Origin of the sequence: Lacticaseibacillus thailandensis DSM 22698 = JCM 13996 (assembly GCF_001436135.1) — a bacterium.
Classification (GTDB): domain Bacteria; phylum Bacillota; class Bacilli; order Lactobacillales; family Lactobacillaceae; genus Lacticaseibacillus; species Lacticaseibacillus thailandensis.
In genome coordinates this window covers 82,137-105,540 of sequence record NZ_AYZK01000005.1, presented here as the reverse complement: position 1 = coordinate 105,540, position 23,404 = coordinate 82,137, and the positions used below count along the sequence as shown (strand labels likewise).

Annotated in this window: 18 protein-coding genes and 1 other annotated feature; of the genes, 7 read left to right on the top strand and 11 right to left on the bottom strand. The window is 55.7% G+C overall.

Annotation, left to right across the window (positions count from 1 at the left end):
* The first annotated feature begins 6 nt into the window (after positions 1–6).
* The 4 genes from FD19_RS07770 to FD19_RS07755 all read left to right on the top strand — a co-directional run bounded on the left by FD19_RS07770 (position 7) and on the right by FD19_RS07755 (position 5,981).
* A complete protein-coding gene (locus tag FD19_RS07770; protein ID WP_054750532.1) occupies positions 7–1,098 on the top strand; it encodes a carbamoyl phosphate synthase small subunit in 1,092 nt (363 codons plus the stop codon).
* Positions 1,082–4,210, top strand: coding sequence for a carbamoyl-phosphate synthase large subunit (gene carB / locus FD19_RS07765; RefSeq protein ID WP_056969615.1), 3,129 nt, complete (start codon positions 1,082–1,084; stop codon positions 4,208–4,210). The genes FD19_RS07770 and carB overlap by 17 nt, the downstream gene beginning before the upstream one ends.
* A gap of 136 nt (positions 4,211–4,346) precedes the next feature.
* On the top strand, positions 4,347–5,063 hold the full coding sequence (gene deoC, locus FD19_RS07760; RefSeq protein WP_054750533.1) for a deoxyribose-phosphate aldolase: 717 nt from the start codon (positions 4,347–4,349) through the stop codon (positions 5,061–5,063).
* 204 nt (positions 5,064–5,267) lie between these two features.
* Positions 5,268–5,981, top strand: a complete 714-nt coding sequence (locus tag FD19_RS07755; protein WP_056969613.1) for a GntR family transcriptional regulator — start codon at positions 5,268–5,270, stop codon at positions 5,979–5,981.
* A gap of 68 nt (positions 5,982–6,049) precedes the next feature.
* Here the strand turns inward: FD19_RS07755 and FD19_RS07750 are convergent, their stop codons facing one another.
* The 4 genes from FD19_RS07750 to FD19_RS07735 all read right to left on the bottom strand — a co-directional run bounded on the left by FD19_RS07750 (position 6,050) and on the right by FD19_RS07735 (position 10,172).
* Positions 6,050–7,138: an NADH-dependent flavin oxidoreductase gene (locus tag FD19_RS07750; protein ID WP_054750534.1), complete on the bottom strand. Its 1,089-nt coding sequence runs from the start codon at positions 7,136–7,138 to the stop codon at positions 6,050–6,052.
* Positions 7,131–7,829, bottom strand: coding sequence for a type 1 glutamine amidotransferase domain-containing protein (locus FD19_RS07745; RefSeq protein ID WP_056969611.1), 699 nt, complete (start codon positions 7,827–7,829; stop codon positions 7,131–7,133). The genes FD19_RS07750 and FD19_RS07745 overlap by 8 nt, the downstream gene beginning before the upstream one ends.
* A gap of 171 nt (positions 7,830–8,000) precedes the next feature.
* Positions 8,001–9,479: a glucose-6-phosphate dehydrogenase gene (zwf, locus tag FD19_RS07740; RefSeq protein ID WP_054750535.1), complete on the bottom strand. Its 1,479-nt coding sequence runs from the start codon at positions 9,477–9,479 to the stop codon at positions 8,001–8,003.
* Between the two features lie 24 nt (positions 9,480–9,503).
* On the bottom strand, positions 9,504–10,172 hold the full coding sequence (locus tag FD19_RS07735; protein WP_054750536.1) for a metal-dependent transcriptional regulator: 669 nt from the start codon (positions 10,170–10,172) through the stop codon (positions 9,504–9,506).
* 359 nt (positions 10,173–10,531) lie between these two features.
* Positions 10,532–10,785 (top strand) — a binding site (T-box leader).
* 78 nt (positions 10,786–10,863) lie between these two features.
* Between FD19_RS07735 and FD19_RS07730 the strand changes: the two genes are divergently transcribed.
* Together FD19_RS07730 and FD19_RS07725 are read left to right on the top strand one after the other, a co-directional pair.
* Positions 10,864–11,979 (top strand): vitamin B12 independent methionine synthase, encoded by a 1,116-nt coding sequence (locus tag FD19_RS07730; RefSeq protein WP_054750537.1) that lies wholly within the window; start codon positions 10,864–10,866, stop codon positions 11,977–11,979.
* A 451-nt stretch (positions 11,980–12,430) separates the two neighbouring features.
* Positions 12,431–13,717, top strand: a complete 1,287-nt coding sequence (locus tag FD19_RS07725) for an O-acetylhomoserine aminocarboxypropyltransferase/cysteine synthase family protein (RefSeq protein ID WP_056969608.1) — start codon at positions 12,431–12,433, stop codon at positions 13,715–13,717.
* A gap of 99 nt (positions 13,718–13,816) precedes the next feature.
* On the opposite strand, the gene folD is transcribed toward FD19_RS07725, so the two are convergent.
* Entirely contained in the window at positions 13,817–14,701 is an 885-nt protein-coding gene (gene folD, locus FD19_RS07720; protein WP_054750538.1) for a bifunctional methylenetetrahydrofolate dehydrogenase/methenyltetrahydrofolate cyclohydrolase FolD, read from the bottom strand.
* Between the two features lie 183 nt (positions 14,702–14,884).
* Here folD and FD19_RS07715 point away from each other — a divergent pair, with 183 nt between their 5' ends.
* Positions 14,885–15,388: a ComE operon protein 2 gene (locus tag FD19_RS07715; protein WP_054750539.1), complete on the top strand. Its 504-nt coding sequence runs from the start codon at positions 14,885–14,887 to the stop codon at positions 15,386–15,388.
* Positions 15,389–15,721: 333 nt separating this feature from the next.
* Here FD19_RS07715 and FD19_RS07710 read toward each other — a convergent pair whose 3' ends face one another.
* From FD19_RS07710 to mutL, 6 genes are all read right to left on the bottom strand, one after another.
* Positions 15,722–16,975 carry a serine hydroxymethyltransferase gene (locus FD19_RS07710; protein ID WP_054750540.1) on the bottom strand — a complete coding sequence of 418 codons (1,254 nt, stop codon included), beginning with the start codon at positions 16,973–16,975 and terminating at the stop codon, positions 15,722–15,724.
* A 330-nt stretch (positions 16,976–17,305) separates the two neighbouring features.
* A complete protein-coding gene (locus tag FD19_RS07705; protein WP_054750541.1) occupies positions 17,306–18,673 on the bottom strand; it encodes an NAD-dependent succinate-semialdehyde dehydrogenase in 1,368 nt (455 codons plus the stop codon).
* Between the two features lie 212 nt (positions 18,674–18,885).
* Entirely contained in the window at positions 18,886–19,296 is a 411-nt protein-coding gene (gene yajC, locus FD19_RS07700) for a preprotein translocase subunit YajC (RefSeq protein WP_225353515.1), read from the bottom strand.
* 90 nt (positions 19,297–19,386) lie between these two features.
* On the bottom strand, positions 19,387–20,403 hold the full coding sequence (ruvB, locus tag FD19_RS07695; protein ID WP_054750542.1) for a Holliday junction branch migration DNA helicase RuvB: 1,017 nt from the start codon (positions 20,401–20,403) through the stop codon (positions 19,387–19,389).
* Positions 20,404–20,424: 21 nt separating this feature from the next.
* Complete coding sequence (gene ruvA, locus FD19_RS07690; RefSeq protein ID WP_056969607.1) at positions 20,425–21,021, bottom strand: Holliday junction branch migration protein RuvA; 597 nt, start codon at positions 21,019–21,021, stop codon at positions 20,425–20,427.
* A 320-nt stretch (positions 21,022–21,341) separates the two neighbouring features.
* On the bottom strand, positions 21,342–23,342 hold the full coding sequence (gene mutL, locus FD19_RS07685; RefSeq protein WP_056969605.1) for a DNA mismatch repair endonuclease MutL: 2,001 nt from the start codon (positions 23,340–23,342) through the stop codon (positions 21,342–21,344).
* Positions 23,343–23,404: the final 62 nt, after the last annotated feature.

The following is a 23,404-nucleotide window of genomic DNA, read 5'->3' as shown; positions in this document are numbered from 1 at the left end:
ACCAACATGCAACGTTTTCTGGTTCTCGCTAACGGGTCCGTGTATCCTGGCACAGCGTTTGGGGGTACACAACCCGTTACTGGTGAAATTGTGTTTACGACCGGGATGACCGGGTACCAAGAAGCCATCACGGATGCGTCCTACCACCACCAAATTTTGACCTTCACCTACCCACTGATCGGCAACTACGGGATCAACCTCCACGACAACGAAGCCCACGGCCCTCAAGCCAGTGCCATCGTCGTCCACGAGGTGGCTCGTCGCCCCAGCAACTGGCGCTGCGACTGCAGCCTGGCGGACTGGGCAGCAACTAACGATCTACCCGGCATCACTGACGTGGATACGCGGGCCATAACCCGCGAGTTGCGCGAAGCTGGGGTAATGAATGCCACTATTGTCGATCAGGTGACACCGACCACCATCGAACAACTCCAGCAACCGCTACCCGTGACGCCACCCTCAACCGTGCCCACGATTACCACCAGCCAAGCAGTGCACCCATACCGCATTGGCGTGCTCGATTTTGGCCTCAAACGGTCCATCTTGCGCGCTTTGCAGGACCGCGGCGTTCAGACGGTCGTCTTTCCCCCAACTACCAACGCGGCCACCATTCTGGCGAGTGGCGTCGACGGGATTCTGCTCTCGAATGGACCTGGCGACCCAACCGCGCAAACTGCCGTGTTACCCACCATCCGCGCCTTACAAGCACGGTTACCACTAATGGCTATTTGTCTTGGCCATCAGCTCTTTGCGCTGGCCAACGGGGCGCGAACGTTTAAGCTCAAATTCGGCCACCGCGGTTTCAACCACGCCGTACGGGATCTGGCCCACGGAACCACGGCCTTTACCGCGCAAAACCACGGGTACGCCGTTGATCCGCAATCTTTGGCCCACACCAACCTCACGGTCACCCACGTGGAGATCACCGACCACACCATCGAGGGCCTTAAGTTACGAGATCACGCGGCGTTCTCCGTCCAGTTTCACCCGGACGCGACCCCCGGCCCGCACGATTATGGCTACTTATTCGACGATTTTATTGCCATGATCAGGTCACAACACGAAGCAAAGGAGGCGCTCCATGCCCAAGCGCAATGATATTCACAAAATTTTGATTATTGGTTCTGGCCCGATCATCATCGGTCAGGCGGCGGAGTTCGACTACTCTGGTTCCCAGGCGGCCATCTCCCTACGTGAAGAAGGTTACGACGTGGTGTTAGTCAATTCGAACCCGGCCACCATCATGACGGATGAAGCAATGGCGGACAAAGTCTACATCGAACCGCTGACCCTACCTAGCGTCAAGGCAATCCTCCACAAGGAACACCCAGACGCCATTTTGCCCACACTCGGCGGCCAAACAGGACTCAACCTAGCCCGCGAACTGGTGCACGATGGCATCCTGGATGAATTGGGGATTGAGCTCTTGGGTACCAAGATGACGGCTATCGCCACGGCCGAAGATCGAGAATTATTCAAAGAACTGATGGGACGGCTGGGCGAACCCGTGCCCGCCTCACAAACGGTAACCACCGTGCAGGCCGCCGTCGCCTTTGCCAATGCCAACGGCTACCCGGTCATTGTCCGCCCCGCCTACACCATGGGTGGTACGGGTGGGGGCATTGCCCACGACGCTACCGAACTGACGCACATTGCGACCACCGGCCTGGAACTCAGTCCGGTGACCCAAGTGCTGATTGAGCAATCAATTGCCGGTTACAAAGAAATCGAATTTGAAGTCATGCGCGATGCCGCGGACAACGCGCTGGTGGTGTGTTCAATGGAAAACGTTGATCCGGTGGGCATTCATACCGGTGACTCCATTGTGGTCGCCCCCACCCAAACGTTGTCTGATCGTGAATACCAGATGCTGCGCGACGCGGCCCTGAAAATCATTCGGGCGCTACACATCGAGGGTGGCTGTAACGTCCAGATGGCCTTGGATCCCCACAGCTTTAACTACGACATCATCGAGGTCAACCCCCGGGTGTCCCGTTCCTCCGCGTTGGCTTCCAAAGCCACAGGCTACCCCATTGCCAAAATGGCCGCCAAAATTGCGGTGGGCCTCCACCTCGACGAAATCATGAACCCCGTGACTGGTACCACTACGGCCGAGTTTGAACCGGCACTGGATTACGCGGTGGTGAAAATTCCGCGGTGGCCATTCGATAAGTTCGCCAGCGCCGACCGGACCTTGGGCACCCAAATGAAGGCTACCGGTGAGGTCATGGCCATTGGGCGCAACATCGAAGAAGCCTTAAACAAAGCCGTGCGGTCCCTCGAAATCGGGGTCACCGGCTTGTACGACATGCGGTTTAGTCACCACACCACTACAGCTTTGCTTGATGCCCTAATGCCCGCCCGTGACGACCGGTTATTCATGCTGGCGGAACTGCTCCGGCGCGGCTGCACCATTGCCCAGCTCCACGACCGCACCGGCATCGACGCGTTTTTCCTGGACAAGTTGCTCCATATCGTTGAAATCGAGCGGGCGTTGAGCGCCGGACCCGTCACTAGCGACCTGTTGACCACGGCCAAGCAAAACGGCCTGGCGGACCAGACAATTGCCCAACTAACCCAACAATCAGCGGCCCAGGTGCACACCGACCGCGTTCAACAACACGTCACACCCGTCTACAAAATGGTCGACACGGTCGCAGCTGAGTTTGCTTCCAAGACACCATATTTTTACTCTACGTATGATCAGTACAACGAGTCCCAGCCGCTGTCCAAACCCGCCGTGCTAGTTTTAGGTTCCGGCCCGATTCGTATCGGCCAGGGCGTAGAGTTTGATTACGCCACGGTCCACGCCGCGGAGACTATTCGCCAAGCTGGGTACGCCGCCATCATCATCAACTCCAACCCCGAGACGGTGTCGACTGACTTTTCCGTCTCGGATAAACTCTACTTTGAACCCCTCACCTTTGAGGACGTAATGAACGTGATCGACCTGGAGCACCCCATTGGGGTCGTGGTGCAGTTTGGTGGCCAAACCGCCATCAATCTGGCCCAAGCGCTCCACGATGCGGGCGTGCACATTCTCGGTACGACCTTGACGGACCTGAACCGGGCCGAGGACCGCGAGGAGTTCAACCAGGTGATTCAAACACTCGGGTTACCCCAGCCGGCCGGCAAGACCGCACTCACCACTACGGACGCCATTGCGGCCGCCAACAGCTTGGGCTACCCCGTACTCATTCGGCCGTCATACGTCCTCGGTGGTCGGGGTATGGAGGTGGTGTACTCCGAACCAGAGTTGCGCGACTACATCGATCGCGCCGTGAAAATTTCTAACCACCACCCCGTGCTGATCGATTCCTACCTGCAAGGGCAAGAAGCAGAACTGGACCTCATCAGTGACGGGACGACCGTTGTCATTCCGGGTATTATGCAACACATTGAGCGCGCGGGGGTACATTCGGGCGACTCGATGGCCGTCTACCCGCCACAGTCACTCAGCCCCACCGTTCAAGCCGCGATGGTGCATGACGCCGTCGCGTTGGCGCATGCACTGAGTACTGTCGGCATCATGAACGTGCAGTTCGTCATTCATGACAACGTACCGTACGTGATCGAGGTCAACCCGCGGGCGTCGCGGACCGTGCCGTTTATTTCCAAAGTTACGCACGTACCAATGACGCAATTGGCGACCCACGCAATGTTGGGCGACCACCTACCAGCACTGGGTTACAGTACTGGCCTGGTCACACCGACTACCGGTATTCACGTCAAAGCACCCGTCTTCTCGTTCACCAAGTTGCCAGGGGTCGATCCCCTGGTGGGTCCGGAAATGAAGTCCACCGGTGAGGTCATGGGCAGCGCCACTACCCTGCCGGCGGCCATCGCCCGCGCCTTTGCCGGAGCCAAAGTCGTGGTGCCCGACCACGGCACCATTGTTTTGAATGGTGACCCCCGGCAAGATGCAGAGCTGATCCCCCTTGCTCAAGAGTTGGCCCAACTACACTACCAATTAGCTGCCGATCTGCGGACTGCCACCGTCCTCGCCCGTCATGACATCACGGCCCGAGCCGTGGTGCGTCCGGACGTAGCTCTGCCACCCGGTACGGTGCTGGTGGTCAGCACCGCCCCAGTCACCGACCAAACAGCGGTGCAACTTCGGGCGACCACCCTGACGCAACAGCGGCCCCTGCTGACCGCACTAGATACGCTCCACGCCTGGATCCAAACCCAAGTCCCAGTCCAGGTATAATCACTAACGGGCACCATCATCCTTCCTGGGCGGAAAATGATGGTGCCCGTTTCCGTTGCATCAACACGGTTGACATGGCGGTGGAAGCGCTCTATTCTATAATATGTAATGACATATTTTAAAGGAGCATTTTATTATGACAGCATATTCACTTGACGACTTTGCCCGTTTAATTGACCATACTAACCTGCACGCCGACGCCACCCGCGCTGACATGATCAAGTTGTGCAACGAGGCGAAGAAATACCACTTCAAGATGGTAGCCATCAACCAGGTACAGTCCGCTCTGTGCGCCGAGCAGTTACAGGGCACTGACATTGACACGGGCGCGGCCATTGCCTTCCCACTGGGCCAGACCAGCATCGCCGCGAAGGTTTTTGAAGCCAAAGACGCCATGGATCACGGCGCCAACGAAATTGACTACGTCCTCAACATCACCGAACTCAAGGACGGCAACGACGATTACATTGAGGACGAAATGACCCAAATGGTTGCTGCTTGCCACGAACGGAACGTGCCGTGCAAAGTCATCTTTGAAAACTGCTACTTGACTAAGGAAGAAATTGTGCGGGCAGCGACCATCGCCAAGCGGGTCCGGCCAGACTTCATCAAGACGTCGACTGGCTTTGGTACCGGTGGCGCAACCGTGGCTGATGTCCGGTTGATGAAGCAGACGGTTGGCGACGCTGTCCACGTGAAGGCAGCGGGTGGTATCCGCAACTCCGACGACTTTCTGGCCATGATTGAGGCGGGAGCGGACCGCATCGGCACAAGTTCCGGCGTCAAGATCATCGAGGCTTTACGGCGGCGGATGGCGGACGACCACGTGGACAGCATTGCCATCAACCGCTAAACGGATTCGTGCTGGTGTGCGTTGGTTGATGTAGCAACTTTCTGCTGATCACCCTGATTTGCGCAGGCGGTGGGGCTCCGGCAGAAGGAGATGGCTGCGCCATAGTTCACATAAGCCACAGGCACGGACTAGCCCCCAAATGCACATCACTTCCTCATCGCCCACTAGCCACTGTGCTACACTGATGACCGAGGAGGTGCGTTGATGACACAGCCAAAATACCAATTAATTGCTCAAACCCTGCGCACCCGCATCGAGGAAGGTACCTACCCGGAGGGGACAATTATCCCCAAGGAAGTTGACCTCGCTGCCAGTTTCGGCGTTAGTCGCCCCACCATGCGCCAAGCCATCCAGTTGCTCGTCAACCAAGGTCTGCTGGAGCGCAGGCAACGCCGGGGTACGCTGGTACGGCAAAGCAAAATTGCACAACAATTTACCCACGTCATCCAAAGTTACAATCAAGAAATCGCCGCTAACGGCCGTTGTGGCCGGACCGACGTGCTCTCATTTTGTCAGGAACCTGCCACGGAAGAGATTCAGCAAGCTCTCCACCTGGATGCCGGCACCACGGTTTACCAACTGGTGCGGCTACGCTTTGCCGATGATGAACCCGTCGTCCTAGTGACGACCTACCTGCCCGTAGCACCATTGCCCGGACTAGATCAGGTCGACTTTGCCCACCAATCCCTATACGCTGAGCTAGAGCGCCGCCACCTAGCCATTACTAGCGTTAACCGTAAACTGGAGGTGGTAGCCGCCGATAACGAAACTGCCGCCCTGTTACAGGTGGCACCCGGTGCCCCGACGTTTTATTTCCACACCCGGGGTCAGGTTAGCGACGGCCACACATTAGAATATTCCATCGCACAGTACCGTGGGGACAACAACTACTTTACCTTTAACATTAATCGTTCCTGAAGACCCAAAAAGGCCGCTTCCACGAAGGAAGCGGCCCTTTTTTATTATACGTGCATCCACATTGCTTGTTAGTAACGTGCCGCTACAAAGTCGTGCAGTGGTTTATTTAGCGGTACGAATTTCACCGCTTCTTTGAATGGTACTGACAGCATTGCGTCGTCCGCATCCTGAGCCAATTTAACCGCCCATGTTGGGTCAAAAAGCAACTGCTGACCCACCGCGACAACTTCCGCATTCTGGAGCACGTTCGTCACGTCCTGTCGTGTGCGGACACCACCAACCCCAATGAGTGGGAGTTTGCCCTGCAATGCTTCGTGGACGTATGCCAAAATTGACTGATCTTGGTAGTCATCTGCCCGCGCGACCCGATTATAGTCGTTTTGTGACAGGTGGATATAATCAAGCCGGGTCTCACGGAGCTGGGCCAATAGCCACAACGTATCGTCAAAGCGGATACCGGGAGTTTCAAATTCTTCTGGCGATACCCGGTAGCCGACCAGGAACGGCCGGTCAGCGTACTTATCGACCGCCGCAAAGACACTGTCGAGCAACTCACGAATGAACCGGTATCGCCGCTGTCGATCACCACCGTAATCGTCCGTCCGTCGGTTAGAGTGCTGGGAGAAGAATTGCTGGATCAAGTACGTATTCGCACCGTGTAGTTCAACCCCATCAAAGCCGGCCTGGATGGCTCGCCGGGTGGCCTCACCGAAGGCAACAACGGTGGCGTGAATTTCGTCAACAGTCATTGCCCGTGGCGTCTCCGCCCCGGGACGTGGCGCCGCGACGGCGCTAGCGGACACGGTCTGTTCCCCGGACAAGGTCGCCCGGTTGGTCATCCGCCCGGCGTGGAAGATCTGGACGAAGGCCTTCGCACCTTTGGCCTGAATGGCCCGCGCCAGGGCACCCAATTCTGGAATCATGTCATCATGGGCAATTGACAACTCCCCCGGCCAGCCCTTGCCGCCATCCTGGACGTTGGCTGCACCAGTAATAACCGCGCCCAGGCCACTAGCACGGTTAGCGTAATATTGAATCTCGTCACGCGTGACGGTCCCGTTATAAAAACTCTGTTGCGTGGTCATCGGTGACATTACGATACGGTTGCGCAGGGTCACCCCAGACTTAAACTTTAGTTGCTCGTCAAACTTAGTCATTGTTTGCCTCCTGTAACACCTGAATTGTTGCTTTACCCACACCACGAGCGGACTGCGGATTTTGGCCCGTGATCAGGCGCCCATCAACCACCACGTTCTCCGTATATGCAGCCGCCTTGCTGTAGTTGGCACCGGCCCTCTTCAGGGCGTCCTCAGCTAAAAACGGTACGGCGTCAGTTAACTGGTTGATTTTTTCCTCTTCGTTCGTAAAGCCGGTAACGTGGCGACCGGCGATGAATGGTTGCCCCTCGGCATCCTGCATGGCCAGTAAGCCAACCACTCCGTGACAAACGGCAGTGACCAAGCCACCCCGTTGATAGATTGATTGCGCAATTGCCGCTACCGCCGTGCTGTCAGGAAAATCCCACATCACCCCGTGGCCACCGGCATAGTAGATAATGTCGTAATCATCGGCATTAACCTGATCGGGACGCAATGAGTGCGCCAACCGCCGCTCACGGTACTGAGCATCGCCATAGAACCGCCAGTTGGTGGCATCCATAGCATCGGGCGCTAATGATCCCGGATCCAACGGCACATATCCACCGGTTGGGCTAACGTAATCCACCGCGATGCCATGATTAGCCATCACCTCATGAAAATGCGTCGCTTCACTAAGCCACACACCCGTAGCACGGTTCATACCAGCAAAGCGTGCGGTATTGGTCACCACAATTAACGCCTTAGTCATTATTCAGGTCCCCTTCTTATACTAATTGTTAATACATATTTCAGTATGCATACTTACTAAAAGTATGTCAAGTGAATAACACGCTACCGGCTGGCTGTCGCGCACTGCCAGTATGCAAAAAGGTGCACCGACAACTGCCGGTACACCTTGACTCATTCTACTCAATATTAGCTAGTCGTTGGCCGAACCGTCCCAACTCCAGTGGTCACCATACTTGGCCAGCAGGGCAGCCGCGGCATCCGGACCCATCGAACCCGACTTGTACGTAGGCATGACATCACTGGCATCCCATGCCTGCCGAATCTTATCAACGTACTGCCAGGTCGCCTTCAGTTCGTGCCACCGGGTGAAGTTAGTCTGGTTACCCGCCAGCGCATCCTGCAACAGGTGCTCATAGGCTTCGGGCGCATTGGCAATGGCGTTCGCATCGTGCCGGAAGTTTAGTGGAAACTGGCCAATGTGAAAGTCCTGGCCCAATTGCTTGCCGTTGATTACCAAACGGTAGCCCTCCTCGGGTTCCACAAAGATGGTCAAGGAGTTGGCCGCCAGCTCATTACAGCCCACGGGCGCAAAAATGTTCTGCTTAGTGGGCTTGAAGTTCACCGTAATCTGCGTGGACTTGCGGGTCATGTGCTTGCCAGTACGGACGTAGAACGGCACCCCGGTCCACGCCGAGTCAGTCAACTCGATCCGCCCCGCCACAAACGTTTCGGTTTTGGAATCGGCTGCCACACCTTCTTCCTGAACGTAATCAGGCTGGTCTGGAGTATCACCTACGTACTGCCCACGAACAAAGTTCTCCGCCGCATCCTCTGGGGTCAAGGGTTTGAGCGATTCCAAAATACTGCGCTTAGCTTGGTGAACCGCGTTCGGCGTCAACGACTCTGGTTCCGGCATTGCCACGTAGGCAATGAGCTGCATGATGTGGTTTTGCACCATGTCACGCAACGCCCCGGCTGTTTCGTAGTACCCAGCGCGTTCTTCGACCCCGACAGCTTCCGCCAACGTAATTTGCACGTTGTCGATGTAGTCGTGGTTCCAAACGGCTTTGAACATCGGGTTCGCAAAGCGCACCGCCATGAGCGATTGCACCATTTCTTTGCCTAAGTAGTGGTCAATGCGGTAAATTTGGTCTTCATCAAACGCCGCGTTGATTGAATCGTTCAATTCCTTGGCGCTGGCAAAATCGCGACCAAACGGTTTCTCGATCACCAGCCGGTTATACCCGTTAGCGGACAACAGGTGCTCGGAGCGAATGTGACTGGCAATAATACCAAAGAACCGCGGTGCCATGGCCATGTAAAATAGGCGGTTACCCCCAACTTGATACCGGTCGTCCAACTCGGACGACAGTTTACGTAGCGTGACGTAGTGGTCGGCGTCGGTAACATCGTGACTCTGGTAGTAGAAATGACTAGCAAAGGCGTGCACCGCATCCGAGACCGCTCCGGCCTCACCCTCGAGGCTGGTCGCAATGATGTCGCGGTAATATTCATTACTCCACGGCCGCCGCGCAGTGCCAATGACGGCAAAGTGGTCACGCAAAATTCCGTGACGGTACAGCTGGAACAGTGCCGGATACAACTTGCGCCGCGCCAAATCCCCTGAGCCACCAAAAATTGTAATAACACTTGCTTGTTCTTGAGTCATTATGCATGCCTTTCTCTAATCGAATTACCTGTTAGCTGCAATAATCTCTGGGCTAGTAATAAAGATGCCCTGGGCAAACTCAGCCTTCACCATGACGACCTTACCGGTACGGGATACCCACATGGTAATGGCACCATTACTATTATCCACCGCGAGCACTTCGTCGCCCAGCTTAATATCAATCACGCTGAGAAAATCGAGCAACTTGGCTTCATCCATCACCCGCTCAATTGTCGCTTTGCCACCTGGTTGTAAGGATGCCAGCGGCGTGGTGCTCTGGTGCCGGAAATGCCCGTTCGCATCGGGAATTACCCCGCCGTGAGGACAGGTCTTGGGACGCTTCAAAAAGTAGTCCAGCCGGTTAGCCATGTCATCAGTGGTGGCGTGTTCCAATAGCTCTGCTTCACCATGGAGCGCGTCATAAGGATACAATAACTGGGTCATCAGGAAAACTTCCCACAGGCGGTGATTGCGCACCAATTTGGCCGCTGCTAGTGTACCACTGGCAGTCAATTGAATGCCATGATACGGCGTATGGGTCACTAAGTGGTCAGCTTCAAGTTTATCCACCATCTCCGTCACGGAAGCAGCCGCAACGCCAATAGCGGCGCCGACCTGCTTGTTGGCCACTTTGTGCTGATCGCCACCTAGTTCCAGGATGATCTTCAAATAATCTTCTTTGTTCGGCGTCATGCCCCGTCTATCTCCATTTTTGTCCATATTTTTATTATGCACGAATTGTAAGAAAAAAACACGGCTAGTCAGTATTTTTTCACACCGTGTGCTGTAGCAAGTACCTTAGCTTCCATACCAACAATGATTTGTCTGGTTGATACGCTGATTTGTTAAGGGCAATGTAGAAATCAGCGCTGACAGGCAAGCACGTTGGCATTAGTAATGACGCCGCAGCTGCGGAGTGTTGTGGGCAAAATCCGTCTGACGAGCGTGTAGGACTGCGGAGACGACCACACCGCAGCACTTTCGCACCCTCACCCATCAATTTTCAAATCATTCTTGACATTCGCCAAAACCGGCCGTATGATAATGCCAATTGATAGACGTTGAAGGGATGAGTAACCGGTACGTCGCGTGCAGAGAGCCAATGGTTGGTGCGAGTTGGTCGCGGTACGCCGGTGAAGATGGTCCTGGAGTCTGCCGGCTGGCGAGCATATACAAACCAGCCCCGGTTTCGTGCCCGTTAACGCACGCGAGTATCGTATTCCTATGGCGGATACCGTACTTACTAAGTGGGCCGTGGTGACACGACTCAGAACACGGGTGGTAACACGACCAGGTCGTCCCGGAATCCAATGGATTCTGGGGCGACCTTTTTGTTTACCCCCACTATTGACCGTTAATCATAATACCAGGGAGGAATTTCACCATGAGTACAAAATTACACTATAAGTTCGATCAGGTTGGCAGTTACTTGCGTCCAGCGACCCTTAAGCAGGCCCACGCCGACTTTGCGGCGGGCAAAATTTCGGAACAACAGCTCACTGACATCAAACACGATGCCATTGAGGACCTCGTTAAGCACGAAGTTGCCGCAGGCCTGCACGGCATTACCGATGGTGAATTCAACCGCTCATGGTGGCACCTGGACTTCCTCTGGAACCTCAACGGTGCCGAAAAGTACGACTACAACGAATCCTATAAATTTAAGGGCAGTAAGACGCGTACCGACAACGTACGCCTTGCCGGGCCCATTGCTGCTAACCCGAACCACCCGTTCTACGCGGACTTTGACTTCCTCAAGTCCACCCTCCCAGCCGGTGTCGAACCCAAAGTAACCATTCCGTCACCAACGATGTGGTTCCGCGACAACCGCAGTGATAACTGGCACAAGTTTTACGCGACCTGGGGCCAGTTCCTCGACGACCTCGCTAAGGCTTACCACGAAACTTTACTACAATTCTACCAACGGGGTGCCCGGTACATCCAGCTCGATGACACCACCTGGGCCTTCCTGATTGCCCGCCTGAACGCGGCCCAGGACGACCCCACTGAGTTCACCCACTACGCGCAGTTAGCCGAAGACGCAGTGTACGTCATCACGAAGTTGCTGGATGACCTGCCTGACGACCTGAAGGTGTCCACCCATATTTGCCGGGGCAACTTCAAGTCCACCTACCTGTTTGAAGGTAGCTACGCCCCGGTCGCACCCTACCTGGCCCAGTTACCGTATGATGCTTTCTTCCTTGAATACGACAGCGAACGCGACGGCGACTTTGCGCCACTTGCCCAAATCTGGAACGGACGGCGCAATGTCGAAATCGTTCTGGGTCTGGTCACCAGCAAGTTTCCTAAACTGGAGAACCCAGAAGACGTGAAGCGCCGCATTAACCAGGCGGCGCAACTCGTGCCACTAGCAAACCTGGCGCTGTCCACCCAGTGTGGTTTCTCTTCCACCGAGGAAGGTAACGTGCTGACCCCCGACGATGAATGGGCCAAGCTGAAGCTGATTCACAGCATCGCCGAGGATGTTTGGGGTAAATAACAATACGCATATTGATGTTGAAGTAGATGAGTAAGTGCCATTGTCGTGCACAGAGAGCCGGGGTAGCTGCGAGCCGGTCACGTCAAGGTACCGAAGATGGTCTACCGTAACAATGTTGGGTGAGCTATGGCCAGCCCGACCCGGGAACGCCCGTTATCGCGTCACGGTCTGCGGCTTTGCGCCGCGTACCGGATGAGTGGTTAGTAGTGATACTAATCAGAAAACGGGTGGTAACACGATTAAAGTCGTCCCGGGATGCCGACAACCATGATGGTTGTCCGTATCCCGGGGCGACTTTTTTGACGTCTGGGCCCCACCCCGTGTTCAGTTACGGCCACAAACGTAGGCTGACCATGCGGCAACCACTAAACCAGACATCTGGGTGCGGATTAACTGCAGTAATTCGCGCCGTTCTGCATACCAACAAGTACCCTTGAAAGGAAGTTGCGCTATGACCAACCATAACTACCACTTTGAAACGTTACAACTACACGCCGGTCAGGAAGAACCTGATCCGGCTACCGGAGCCCGCGTGACGCCCATTTACCAAACGGCGGCCTTTGTATTCAAAGACGCTAAAGAGGCGGCAGACCGCTTTGGCCTCCGTGAACCCGGCAACATTTACGGCCGCCTCACTAACCCCACCAACGCGGCACTAGAAGCGCGCATTGCAGCACTCGAGAGCGGCACGAGCGCCATCTCCCTGGCTTCTGGCGCGGCGGCTATCACCGCTGCCGTCTTGAACGTGGCGGGGGCCGGGGACCACATCGTCAGTGCCAGCACCATCTATGGCGGTACCTACGAGCTCTTTAGCGGTACCCTAAAACATCTGGGCATTGAGACCACCTTTGTGGATCCGGATGACCCCCAGAACTTTGCCGATGCCATTCAGGACAACACCAAAGTCATCTTCTTTGAATCCCTTGGCAATCCAGCCATTAACATCGTTGACTTCGCAGCCGTCGTTAAGATTGCTCACGAGCACGGTATTCTGACCATCGTCGACTCCACCTTTGCCACCCCATACCTGATCCGCCCGTTTGACTACGGTGTGGACGTGGTTGTGCACTCCGCCACCAAGTTTATCGGGGGCCACGGGGCAACCTTGGGTGGTCTGGTCGTGGAAAAGGGCGACTTCGACTACGCGGCTTCCGGCCGGTATCCTGGGTTTACCACCCCAGCCGCAGCTTACGACGGCCTGGTTTGGGCCGATCTCAAAGGCAGTGCGTTCACGACCAAGATTCGGGCTGAACACCTACGGGACACCGGGGCCACCCTGGCACCGCAATCTGCTTGGTACTTACTCCAGGGGCTAGAAACGTTATCCCTGCGCATCGAACGGCACGTCGCCAACGCCCGCAAAGTAGTCGCGTTCTTGCAGCAACACCCCAAGGTGGCGTGGGTCTCATATCCAGAAACCGATGATTCACCCTACAAGGCCTTGGCAACGAAGTACTTCCCCCGTGGGACGGGTTCCATCTTCACTTTTGGCCTCAAAGCCGGTGAGCAGGGTGCCGTCCAGTTGATCAACCACGTTGAGTTGTTCAGCCTGCTGGCTAACGTTGGTGACGCTAAATCACTGATTATCCACCCCAAGTCCACCACGCACGCCCAGCTAAACGACGAACAGTTGGCCACCGCCGGCATTACGCCGGACCTGATTCGGATCTCCGTCGGGATTGAAAACGTCGACGACCTCATCGCCGATTTGAGCCAAGCCCTCGACGCCGTGGACTAGAATTACACCAACCCAAAAACATCAGCCATGAAACAACGCGCCACCACTCGTACCTTGAGGTACGGATGGTGGCGCGTTGTTTTGCCGATGATAATTATATTACTGACGGTCTGCCCGGCGTTGCGCGGCTTCTAGCGTTTGGTAAATCAACATGTTGACCGTCATGGGCCCCACCCCACCCGGTACCGGGGTGATTGCGCTGGCAAGGTGCTGCACACTATCAAAGTCGACATCCCCAACCAGTTTGGTTTGTCCGTCACTAGTTGCCACGCGGTTCATCCCCACATCAATAATCACGGCCCCTGGTTTGACGTCGGCATCCGTGACCAGTCCGGCTGAACCGGTTGCGGCCACGATGATGTCCGCATCACCCAAAATTGCCTGCACGTTGGTCGTCCGCGAATGGGCAATCGTCACCGTCGCGTTGGCGTGCAATAACAGCGCCGCCATGGGCTTACCCACGATGTTGCTACGCCCTAAAATGACGGCGCGTTTGCCCGCCACCGACACGTTGTAGAAGGCCAGTAACTTCATGATGCCCCGTGGCGTGCACGGACGTAAAGTGGTGATGGGCCGGTCCTTAGGCGTGCTCCACAAGCGCCCCAAGTTAACGTCGGTAAACCCGTCCACATCTTTCTCGGGGTCAACCGCGTTACGAATGGCTTCTGTATCCACACCGGACGGTAACGGCAACTGGACGATCATACCGTCAACCGTGGGGTCCGCGTTCAACCGCCGCACTACCGCGAGCACGTCCGCGGTCCGAGCCGTCACTGGGAGGTGTTCCGTCACGGCGTCAATGCCGACCGTGTTGGCCCGGCGCTGCTTATTGCGAATGTAGATGGCACTGGCGGGATCATCACCCGCGGCCACGACCACCAACTTGGGCTTGCGCCCTAATTGGTTAGTCAAACTGGCTGCCTGCGTCTGCATCTCCGTCACCAACGCTGCGGTCACCGGTTTAGCTGCTAATATTTTCGTCATGATCGACACCCCTTAATTAATTGCTTCTATTAGTATACCGTATGGCCAGAACCACCCGCTAGCCAGCCGCCAGTACTTTAATCGCATTATTACTTCGCCGGCCCAAATTTGCACGTATCACCCACATTGTTTGGTGATACCATAGAGCCAAGATAAAATTCACAATCACACTGGGAGGCAACCATGGCTAAAGAACGACTCGATTGGGACCACTACTTTATGATTCAGGCAGTGTTACTCGCGTCACGGAGTACCTGTAACCGTCTGTCGGTGGGGGCCACGTTGGTGCGCGACAAGCGTATCATTGCTGGCGGCTACAACGGCTCCGTGGCCGGCGATGATCACTGTACGGACAAAGGTTGCTACCTAGTTGATGGTCACTGCGTTCGCACCATTCATGCCGAAATGAACGCCATTTTGCAGTGTGCCAAATTCGGCGTGTCCACTGACGGCGCCACGGTCTACGTCACCGATTTCCCGTGCCTGCAGTGCACCAAGATGCTGTTACAGGCCGGCATCAAGGAAATTGTCTACGAACGCAATTACCACAACGACGAGTACGCTATGCAACTACTCAAACGCATGCACACCATCGTCCGTCAGGTCAAACTGAGTCCCGAAGACTTGGAGCGGGCCAATTTTGCCGAATACATTGGTACCACAGATTCTGGAAACGCAACTGCTTAAGCTACGGCCAAAATGTGCACCGTATTAAGCGGTGGGGTACTTATCATCAGCGGTGTCTGGCAGTTGGTACGCACTCGCAGAGACGTGTACTACTAGCGAAGTTGGTGCGGACTGAGCCTTAATGACGTTCTACCGTGCCCAAGTTATGATTGCGGGCGGCAACTAGCGTCACCCTGATGGCACTAGCCGAACAATTACAACCACACTGATTTTTCCGCAAGTTACCTACCCCCTCGGATTGGCCACGCCAACCGGGGGATTTTTGGTACCATCACCACACCCATGCAAATGGCGCACCTACTACCAGTAAGTACGCCATTAATTACCGTCAAATTACTCTACGATCGTACTATCCACCGGGTGGGCATCCGTTAACGCGCGCACCGTCCGCTTGACCGTAGCGAGTACCCGCGGGTCATCGCGACCAGCGATTGCCTGCACGATTAGTTGCCCCACCTGGTAACACTCGTCCTCAGTAAAACCGCGCGTGGTGATAGCCGCCGTACCCAAACGAATCCCGCTGGTCTTAAACGGCCCGTTGGTTTCGTCAGGCAACTGGTTACTGTTGGTCGTGATCATGGCCCCGTCGAGCAAGTTCTGGACCTCACGTCCGGTCAGCCCGTACGGGCGGACGTCTACCAGTACCAGGTGATTGTCACTACCACCCGAGACTAGTTGCAGTTGGGAATCACCCGCCACTAGGCCCCGATTCATGGCCTGCATGTTACGCACTACCTGCTGGGCGTACTCCTTGAAGGCGGGCTGCTGGGCTTCACCCAACGCCACGGCTTTGGCCGCGATTACGTGGTCCAGTGGCCCACCCTGAATACCAGGAAACAACGCTTTGTTGATGGCCTTGAGGTACTGCTGTTTGCACAAAATGAGGCCACCACGTGGGCCCCGCAAGGTCTTGTGCGTCGTTGTGGTCACCACGTCAGCGTACGGTACCGGATTCGGGTGCACCCCACCAGCGACGAGACCCGCAATGTGCGCCATATCCACCATCAGTAACGCCCCGACGCTGTCAGCAATCGCGCGGAAACGGGCAAAGTCGATGATGCGGCTGTACGCAGAGGCACCAGCCACAATCAGGCGTGGCCGCACTGCTTGAGCCTCGGCACTGATAGCGTCGTAATCCAACCAGCCGTGCGCATCCACGCCATAGTGTTCGAAGTGGTACTCCTGCCCCGAAAAACTGATGGGCGCACCATGAGACAGGTGCCCACCGGCGGCCAAGTCCATGGCCAGCACCGTGTCGCCATCTTTCAGTAGCGCCCGGTACGCTGCCATGTTGGCTTGCGAACCCGAGTGCGGTTGCACGTTGGCTGCCTCGGCGCCAAATAAAGCTTTGGCCCGGTCAATGGCCAGCTGCTCCGTCACGTCGATATACTCGTTACCACCGTAGTAACGGTGCCCCGGATAGCCCTCCGAATACTTATTGGTCAGCACGCTACCTTGCGCTGCACGCACGCCTGGACTAACGATGTTTTCTGACGCAATCAGCTCGATGTTGTGCTGCTGCCGAGCCTCTTCCTGATGAATTGCTTGCCAAACCGCTGGGTCGGCCTGTTCGTAACTGTGAGTCATGAGCGGTGTCCTCCTCATCTCGACGACGTTATGACAACAAACTATCGGTGCCATTATCATAGCATGCGCACCACGAAAAAACTACGTACATTGATCGGCACCGTCAGGCACACCCACTTGCAGGTACCACGTGCAAAAAATGTGCTGGACTTATATCGTAATGGCTACCTCCTTGAGAGACAAACAAGGACCAGTAACAATTCCATAACGGAAATCGTTACTGGTCCCTATTTTGACGTCAGGCGCCCGTTTCAACACACGCAACTAGCGCTGAACGTCATCACGTCAATTGACTGGCTCACAAAATCAGATTTCTTGACCAAACGGTTACTACTGCTGTGCCAAAACCAGGTGCTCGTTGACAAAGGCGTTGAGGCCCAGCTGGTACAGTTCACGACCGTAACCGGAGTTCTTCACACCACCAAATGGCAGTTCCGGCAGTGACAACCATGCCCGGTTGATGAAGGTCATCCCGGCTTCGAGCTGCCGTGCGACCCGGTCAGCCCGCTCAGCGTCCTGACTGAAGACCGAACTCCCCAGACCATAGCTGGAGTCGTTAGCCAACGCGATGGCTTCTTCTTCAGTGTCCACGTGGTAGATTGAAGCCACTGGCCCGAACAGTTCCTGGTTGAACGTTGGGTTGTCGTGATCAATGTCCGTCAAGACCGTAGGCTGGAAGAAAGCACCCTCGCTGTCGATTGGCGTGTTGCCGTACGCTACGTGCGCACCACCAGCAACGGCGCTGTCCACTTGCTCCTGCAACTTAGCCTTGGCCTTAGCAGAAGACAGCGGTGCTAACGTGGTAGCAGGGTCCAACGGATCGCCCGGCTGCACCTTGGCAAATGCTTGCGTCATGAAGTCCACAAAGTCATCATAACGGTCACCCACCACGATGAACCGCTTGGACGCCGTGCAAATCTGGCCGGCATTCATCAGGCGGGCCTGCGGTGCGGCTTGCTTGACCACATCCCAGTCAGCGTCAGGTAAAATGATGAAGGCATCATTACCGCCCAGTTCCAGGGTCGACTTTTTCAGGTGAGCACCCGCTTCCTGCGCCACGCTCGCACCGCCACGCTCAGAACCTGTCAGCGCCACACCAGCAACCCGTGGATCGGCAATGGCTTTGCCAACCTGATCGTAGTTAATAAACAGGTTGGTGAAGCTACCATCGGGCACGCCAGCACGCTTGAGAACGTCGACAAACGCCTCCGCACTTCCGGGCGTGATGGAAGAGTGCTTCAAAATCATGGTGTTACCGACCATGAAGTTCGGGGCAAAGACACGCATCAACTGGTAGTACGGGAAGTTCCATGGCTCCACCATGACCAGTACCCCTACGGCTTGCTTGGCGTAGTAGGCCGCGCCTGCATTCGTAGTCAGCGGTGTATCTGCCAGCATGTCCGCACCATGATCAGCAAAGTAATCGGCAATGTCAGCGCAAAGGGCTACTTCAGCTTCCGCCTCACCAATCAACTTACCCATATCGATCGTCAACACTTTGGCTAACTCGTGCTTTTCTTGACGCATCAGGGTCGCAACCTGGTGCAAAGCGGCCGACCGTGTGGCCGGAGCTTCATTCCGAAATTGTTGGTACCGGGCGTAACCCGCCGTCAGTGCTGCTTCCAAATCAGCGTCACTGGCATTCGGATAGGTGCGAACCAACTTGTTCGTGTACGGATTAATTGTTTGATAGGCCATAAATTAAATCCCCTTTGCTAATTTTTTGTTAGTGCACATTGTCATTGTAACCCAACTGCAAGCGCATGCACAAAAAATTTCAATCAACGTGCATCCGCTCATATTGTTTTAATTATGGATGCACACTAACCCTAAACATTGTGTCTGGAGCAAAACAGGGGTGCCGGCTTAACAACCGGCACCCCTGTTTAAATAGTATATATTAATCTACTTTATTTAGCTTCGTCGTTCGTTTCGCTAGCGGCGGCACTGCTGTCGGCCGCGTCGCTAACCGCTGCATCAGCGGTGTCCGCAGCTGCACTGTCAGCACCAGCTGGCGTAGTTGCTTTAGCTGCATCCGCGTGCTTCTCGACCCGCGAAATGGCCTGAGTAGCAAAGGTCAAGTATACGCCGTTGCAATCCAGCACGATCTGGCCGTGTTCTTGGTCCATAGAATCAATCACACCGTACAGACCACCAACCGTCACAACGCTGTCGCCCTTCTTCAGGCCGTTGAACATCTGCTGACGCTGTTGCTGCTGCTTCTTGGGCCCACGTACCATGGAAAAGTACATCAGCACTACCATCAGGATAATTAAAATAATCGTTACGGGACCCATGCCCGTACTTGCACCAAAAATCACTGGCCATACACCTCATTTTTATTTGTTAATACCACTATACCAAATCACGTCCACTTTTGAAACCGAGCGTACTACAAACCGCGGCCCGTGTCATCCTTGATTATTGGGATACGGAACCCCCAGGTGCGCATACCCAGCACGCGTGACCGTCCGCCCCTTAGGTGTGCGCTGAATAAATCCGACCTGCAATAGGTATGGTTCGTATACTTCCTCGATGGTCGTACTTTCCTCACCGATATTGGCCGCAATGGTATTCAACCCCACCGGGCCACCGTGATACTGCTCGACCATTAACCGCAAGATTTTCCGGTCGGTAGCATCCAGCCCTTTCCGATCAACCTGTAGCGCCGTCAGGGCCTCATCGACCAAGTCTGCGCCCACCTCCTGCACGCCGGCGACGTCAGCAAAGTCGCGGATACGCTTCAGCAAGCGGTTCGCGATCCGGGGGGTGCCCCGCGACCGCAAGGCAATTTCGTGAACCCCATCTGCGGCAATTCGTAGCTGGAAGATTTGCGCAGACCGCCGGACGATTTGGCTCAATTCGTCCGTATTGTAATAGGCCATGTGTGCGGTGATACCGAAGCGGTCCCGCAGCGGGGCCGAGAGTGCCCCGGCCCGCGTCGTCGCTCCAATCAGCGTGAATGGTGGCAATGGGAAGTGAATCGGGTGCACATCGGCGCCTTGGCCCACCACGATATCAATGAAGAAATCCTCCATGGCGGAGTACAACATTTCCTCCACCACTTTGGGCAGGCGGTGAATTTCGTCGATAAAAAGCACGTCCCCCGCTTCCAACTCGTTCAGGAGGGCGGCTAAATCACCAGGCTTTTCAATCGCCGGTCCGCTGGTGGTCCGCACATGCACCCCCAACTCGTTGGCAATTACGAGGGCCAGGGTAGTTTTACCTAACCCAGGCGGCCCATACAACAGCACGTGGTCCAAGGACTCTTCACGCATTTTGGCAGCCTGAATGTAAACTTCTAGCTGTTGCTTGACTTGCCGTTGCCCAATGTATTGGGCTAAGGTCTGGGGACGCAGCGACAATTCGCTGTCCGCGTCCTCCGCGGTAGCATCCTGGTCAAGTAACCGATCACTTTCATCTGGCATGAACACACCTCCTTGACGTGATTATAGTAAGGCTTTTAATCCTGCTTGTAAGTACGCTTGCGTCGAACTATCGGGCATGTCAACTAGTACACGACGCACCTTCTTAACCTGAGCATCCGTATAACCCAACGCGGTTAAAGCAGCCAGAGCATCGCGCAGTGCCGGGCTCAAATCGTCATCAGCACTGGCAGTCAAGTCCAGTGCAGGCTGGCCACCATTAACCGGGGCGGCCACTTTGCCTTGCAGATCCAAGACAATTTGGGACGCGGTCTTCTTGCCGACCCCCGGAAACTTAGTCAGGAACGCCACATCATTATTAGCGATGGCGCTGGCCAGGGCATCCCCATGCGCATTGGCTTGAATGGCCAGGGCACTCTTGGGCCCAATACCGGTGACGGACAACAACTGGTTGAACAGTTGCTTGTCCCGCTGACTAGCAAAGCCATACAGCGTTTGGTCGTTATCGCGAATGATCTGTTGCACGTAAACGGTGGCCGTTTGTCCTTCATTAAATGTGAATGGGTTCCCCATCAGGACGTGGTAACCCACGCCACCGACATCAACCACGATGTACGCCGGGGTCACGGCCACAATGGTGCCGCGCAAAAATTCATACATATCGGACTACTCCTTTAGTTGTGCCGTACGCACAAGTGTTCGGCTTCGATTATAGCATATCCACCCCGCTTGGTCTCCCGCCCTGAGCCGTTTAGTTACCGGTCGACTTGGTTGGTGCAGGGTGTTGCCAACACCATTGCTTGCCAGGCTGGTTTGCATGGACGGTCTAGCTCCTGCAGATGGGAACCCACATAACCAGTGCTACGTACCTTTCCCCGTGGTTGCGCGCTTTGCAGCCCACGGATGTGCACTCTCAACTGACCGTGACCAAACCACCAGCTGTATAAGCAAGGCCCGGGCGGTTTGCCCGGGCCTCTGCGTTATAAATCAACCGGATTACTTTCGTGGCTGTCCTGAATTCGCTTGAACATCCGGTTTAGGTCTTTGTTCGAGAACTCGACCACCACTGGCCGGCCGTGCGGACAATTAAACGGGTTTTCCGCCTGTTCCAGTTTGTCGAGCAACGCCTGCCCCTGCTGGGCGTCCAAATGGTGGTTGGCCTTAATGGCACGCTTGCAACTCATCATGATGGCCGCCGCCTCGCGGAATTTGGCGACAGTCAGGTGACCGTCGCGCAGCACCCAATCGATCATTTCACGTAGCGTGTCCTCTTCCTGACCAGCCGCAAACCACGTCGGGTGACTGTGCACCACAAAGCTGTTTTGACCAAAGTCCTCCAGATTAACGCCAACACTGTGCAGGACGTCCATCCGGTCACGAATCAACGCGGCATCGCTAGCTGGATAGTCCAGCACGATGGGTACCAACAAATTCTGCTGTCCCTGATCCACCTGGCCAATTTCCACGCGGTACTTCTCGTAGTTGACCCGTTCCTGGGCGGCGTGCTGGTCCACCAGGTAAAAACCGTCCGGCGTCTCGGCCAAAATAAACGTGCCGTGCATCTGCGCCAGGTAATGCAAGTGGGGAAACCGCTCCTGTGGTTGATCCGCAGCCGCAGCCGGGGCGGCGGTGCCCGCTACCGCCAACGCATCTTCCTGATCAACCGCCGCCATCTCGTCAGGCGCAATGTGGGCGTACCGTTGATCCCACGCCGCCAGTCGTTCGGGATGCTTCATGATGCTGTCCTGAGGAAGCTCCTCAATGTCCAACCCGTAATCATTGGCACTGGCCGCGTCTGGTGTTGGCGCTGCTGCCGGGTCCGGTGCCGCAGCCGATGAGGTTCCTGCCTGCATTGCTTGGCGCACAGACCGGTCAGTCGCTTCAATCGGAGTGACCGTCTCGTGCACACGCGGCGCACCTTCAAAGTTGAGCGCTTGTTGCTCCCCTTGGGATCCCCGCCGGTGTGGTAAGTTGTGCAACGCATCCGGAATCAGGTTTTGGTCGGCCATCCGCGCATAAATCGTTTGTTCGATCAACTTGGCTAGCGCCGGCTCCTTACTAATGCGCAGTTCCTGCTTGGTGGGGTGCACGTTCACGTCTACCAACTGCGGATCAATGGTAATGTTCACCACTGCCAACGGATACCGGCCCACCATTAGCTTGGAGCCATACCCGGCAATTACAGCCTTGGCTAAATTAAAGTTCTTAAAGTAGCGACCGTTTAATAGTAACGTCATGTGCGTCCGCGTGGCCCGGGTCGTGTCCGGTAAACTCACGTAGCCGGACACCTTAAAGTCCAGGTCTTCACCGCTGAACGCCAGCATCGCCTTGGCAGTCGCCACCCCATAAATACCCGCGATGGTCTGTTGCAAATCACCATTACCAGCCGTGCGCAATAAAAGCTTATCGCCACTGCGCAACGTCATGGCAATATCGGGGTGCCCGAGCGCTAACCGGTTCACAATATCGGTAATGTGACTCAACTCGGTTGCCTGGGATTTTACGTACTTCAGGCGGGCCGGAGTGTTGTAAAAGAGGTTGTGCACCGCGATGGTCGTACCCTGCCGGAAGGCCTGCTGGTGGGCATCCACAATTTGGCCACCAGTGAGGTGAGCGGTGGTGCCGACGCCCTCACTCGTCGCCGTTTCGATGGTCACGTCCGCAACCGCAGCGATACTGGCTAAAGCCTCACCGCGAAAACCCAGCGAATGAATCGCAAACAGGTCCCGCGTGGTCGCAATCTTACTGGTAGCGTGACGCTTGAACGCGGCGGGTACATCGTCAGGCTCGATGCCGGCCCCGTTGTCCGCAACCTCCATGAGCCGCAATCCGGCATCGGCCACCCGAATGTCGATTTGGCTAGCACCAGCATCAATGCTGTTTTCCACTAATTCCTTAATGACCGAAGCGGGACGTTCGACCACTTCCCCGGCGGCAATCTGGTTGGCCAGTGCCTCTGGTAATTCATGAATTTGACTCATCGTGGTCACCCCCATACTGACAAAGACGATATGTGCCAACGCACTAGGACGTTACGGCACTA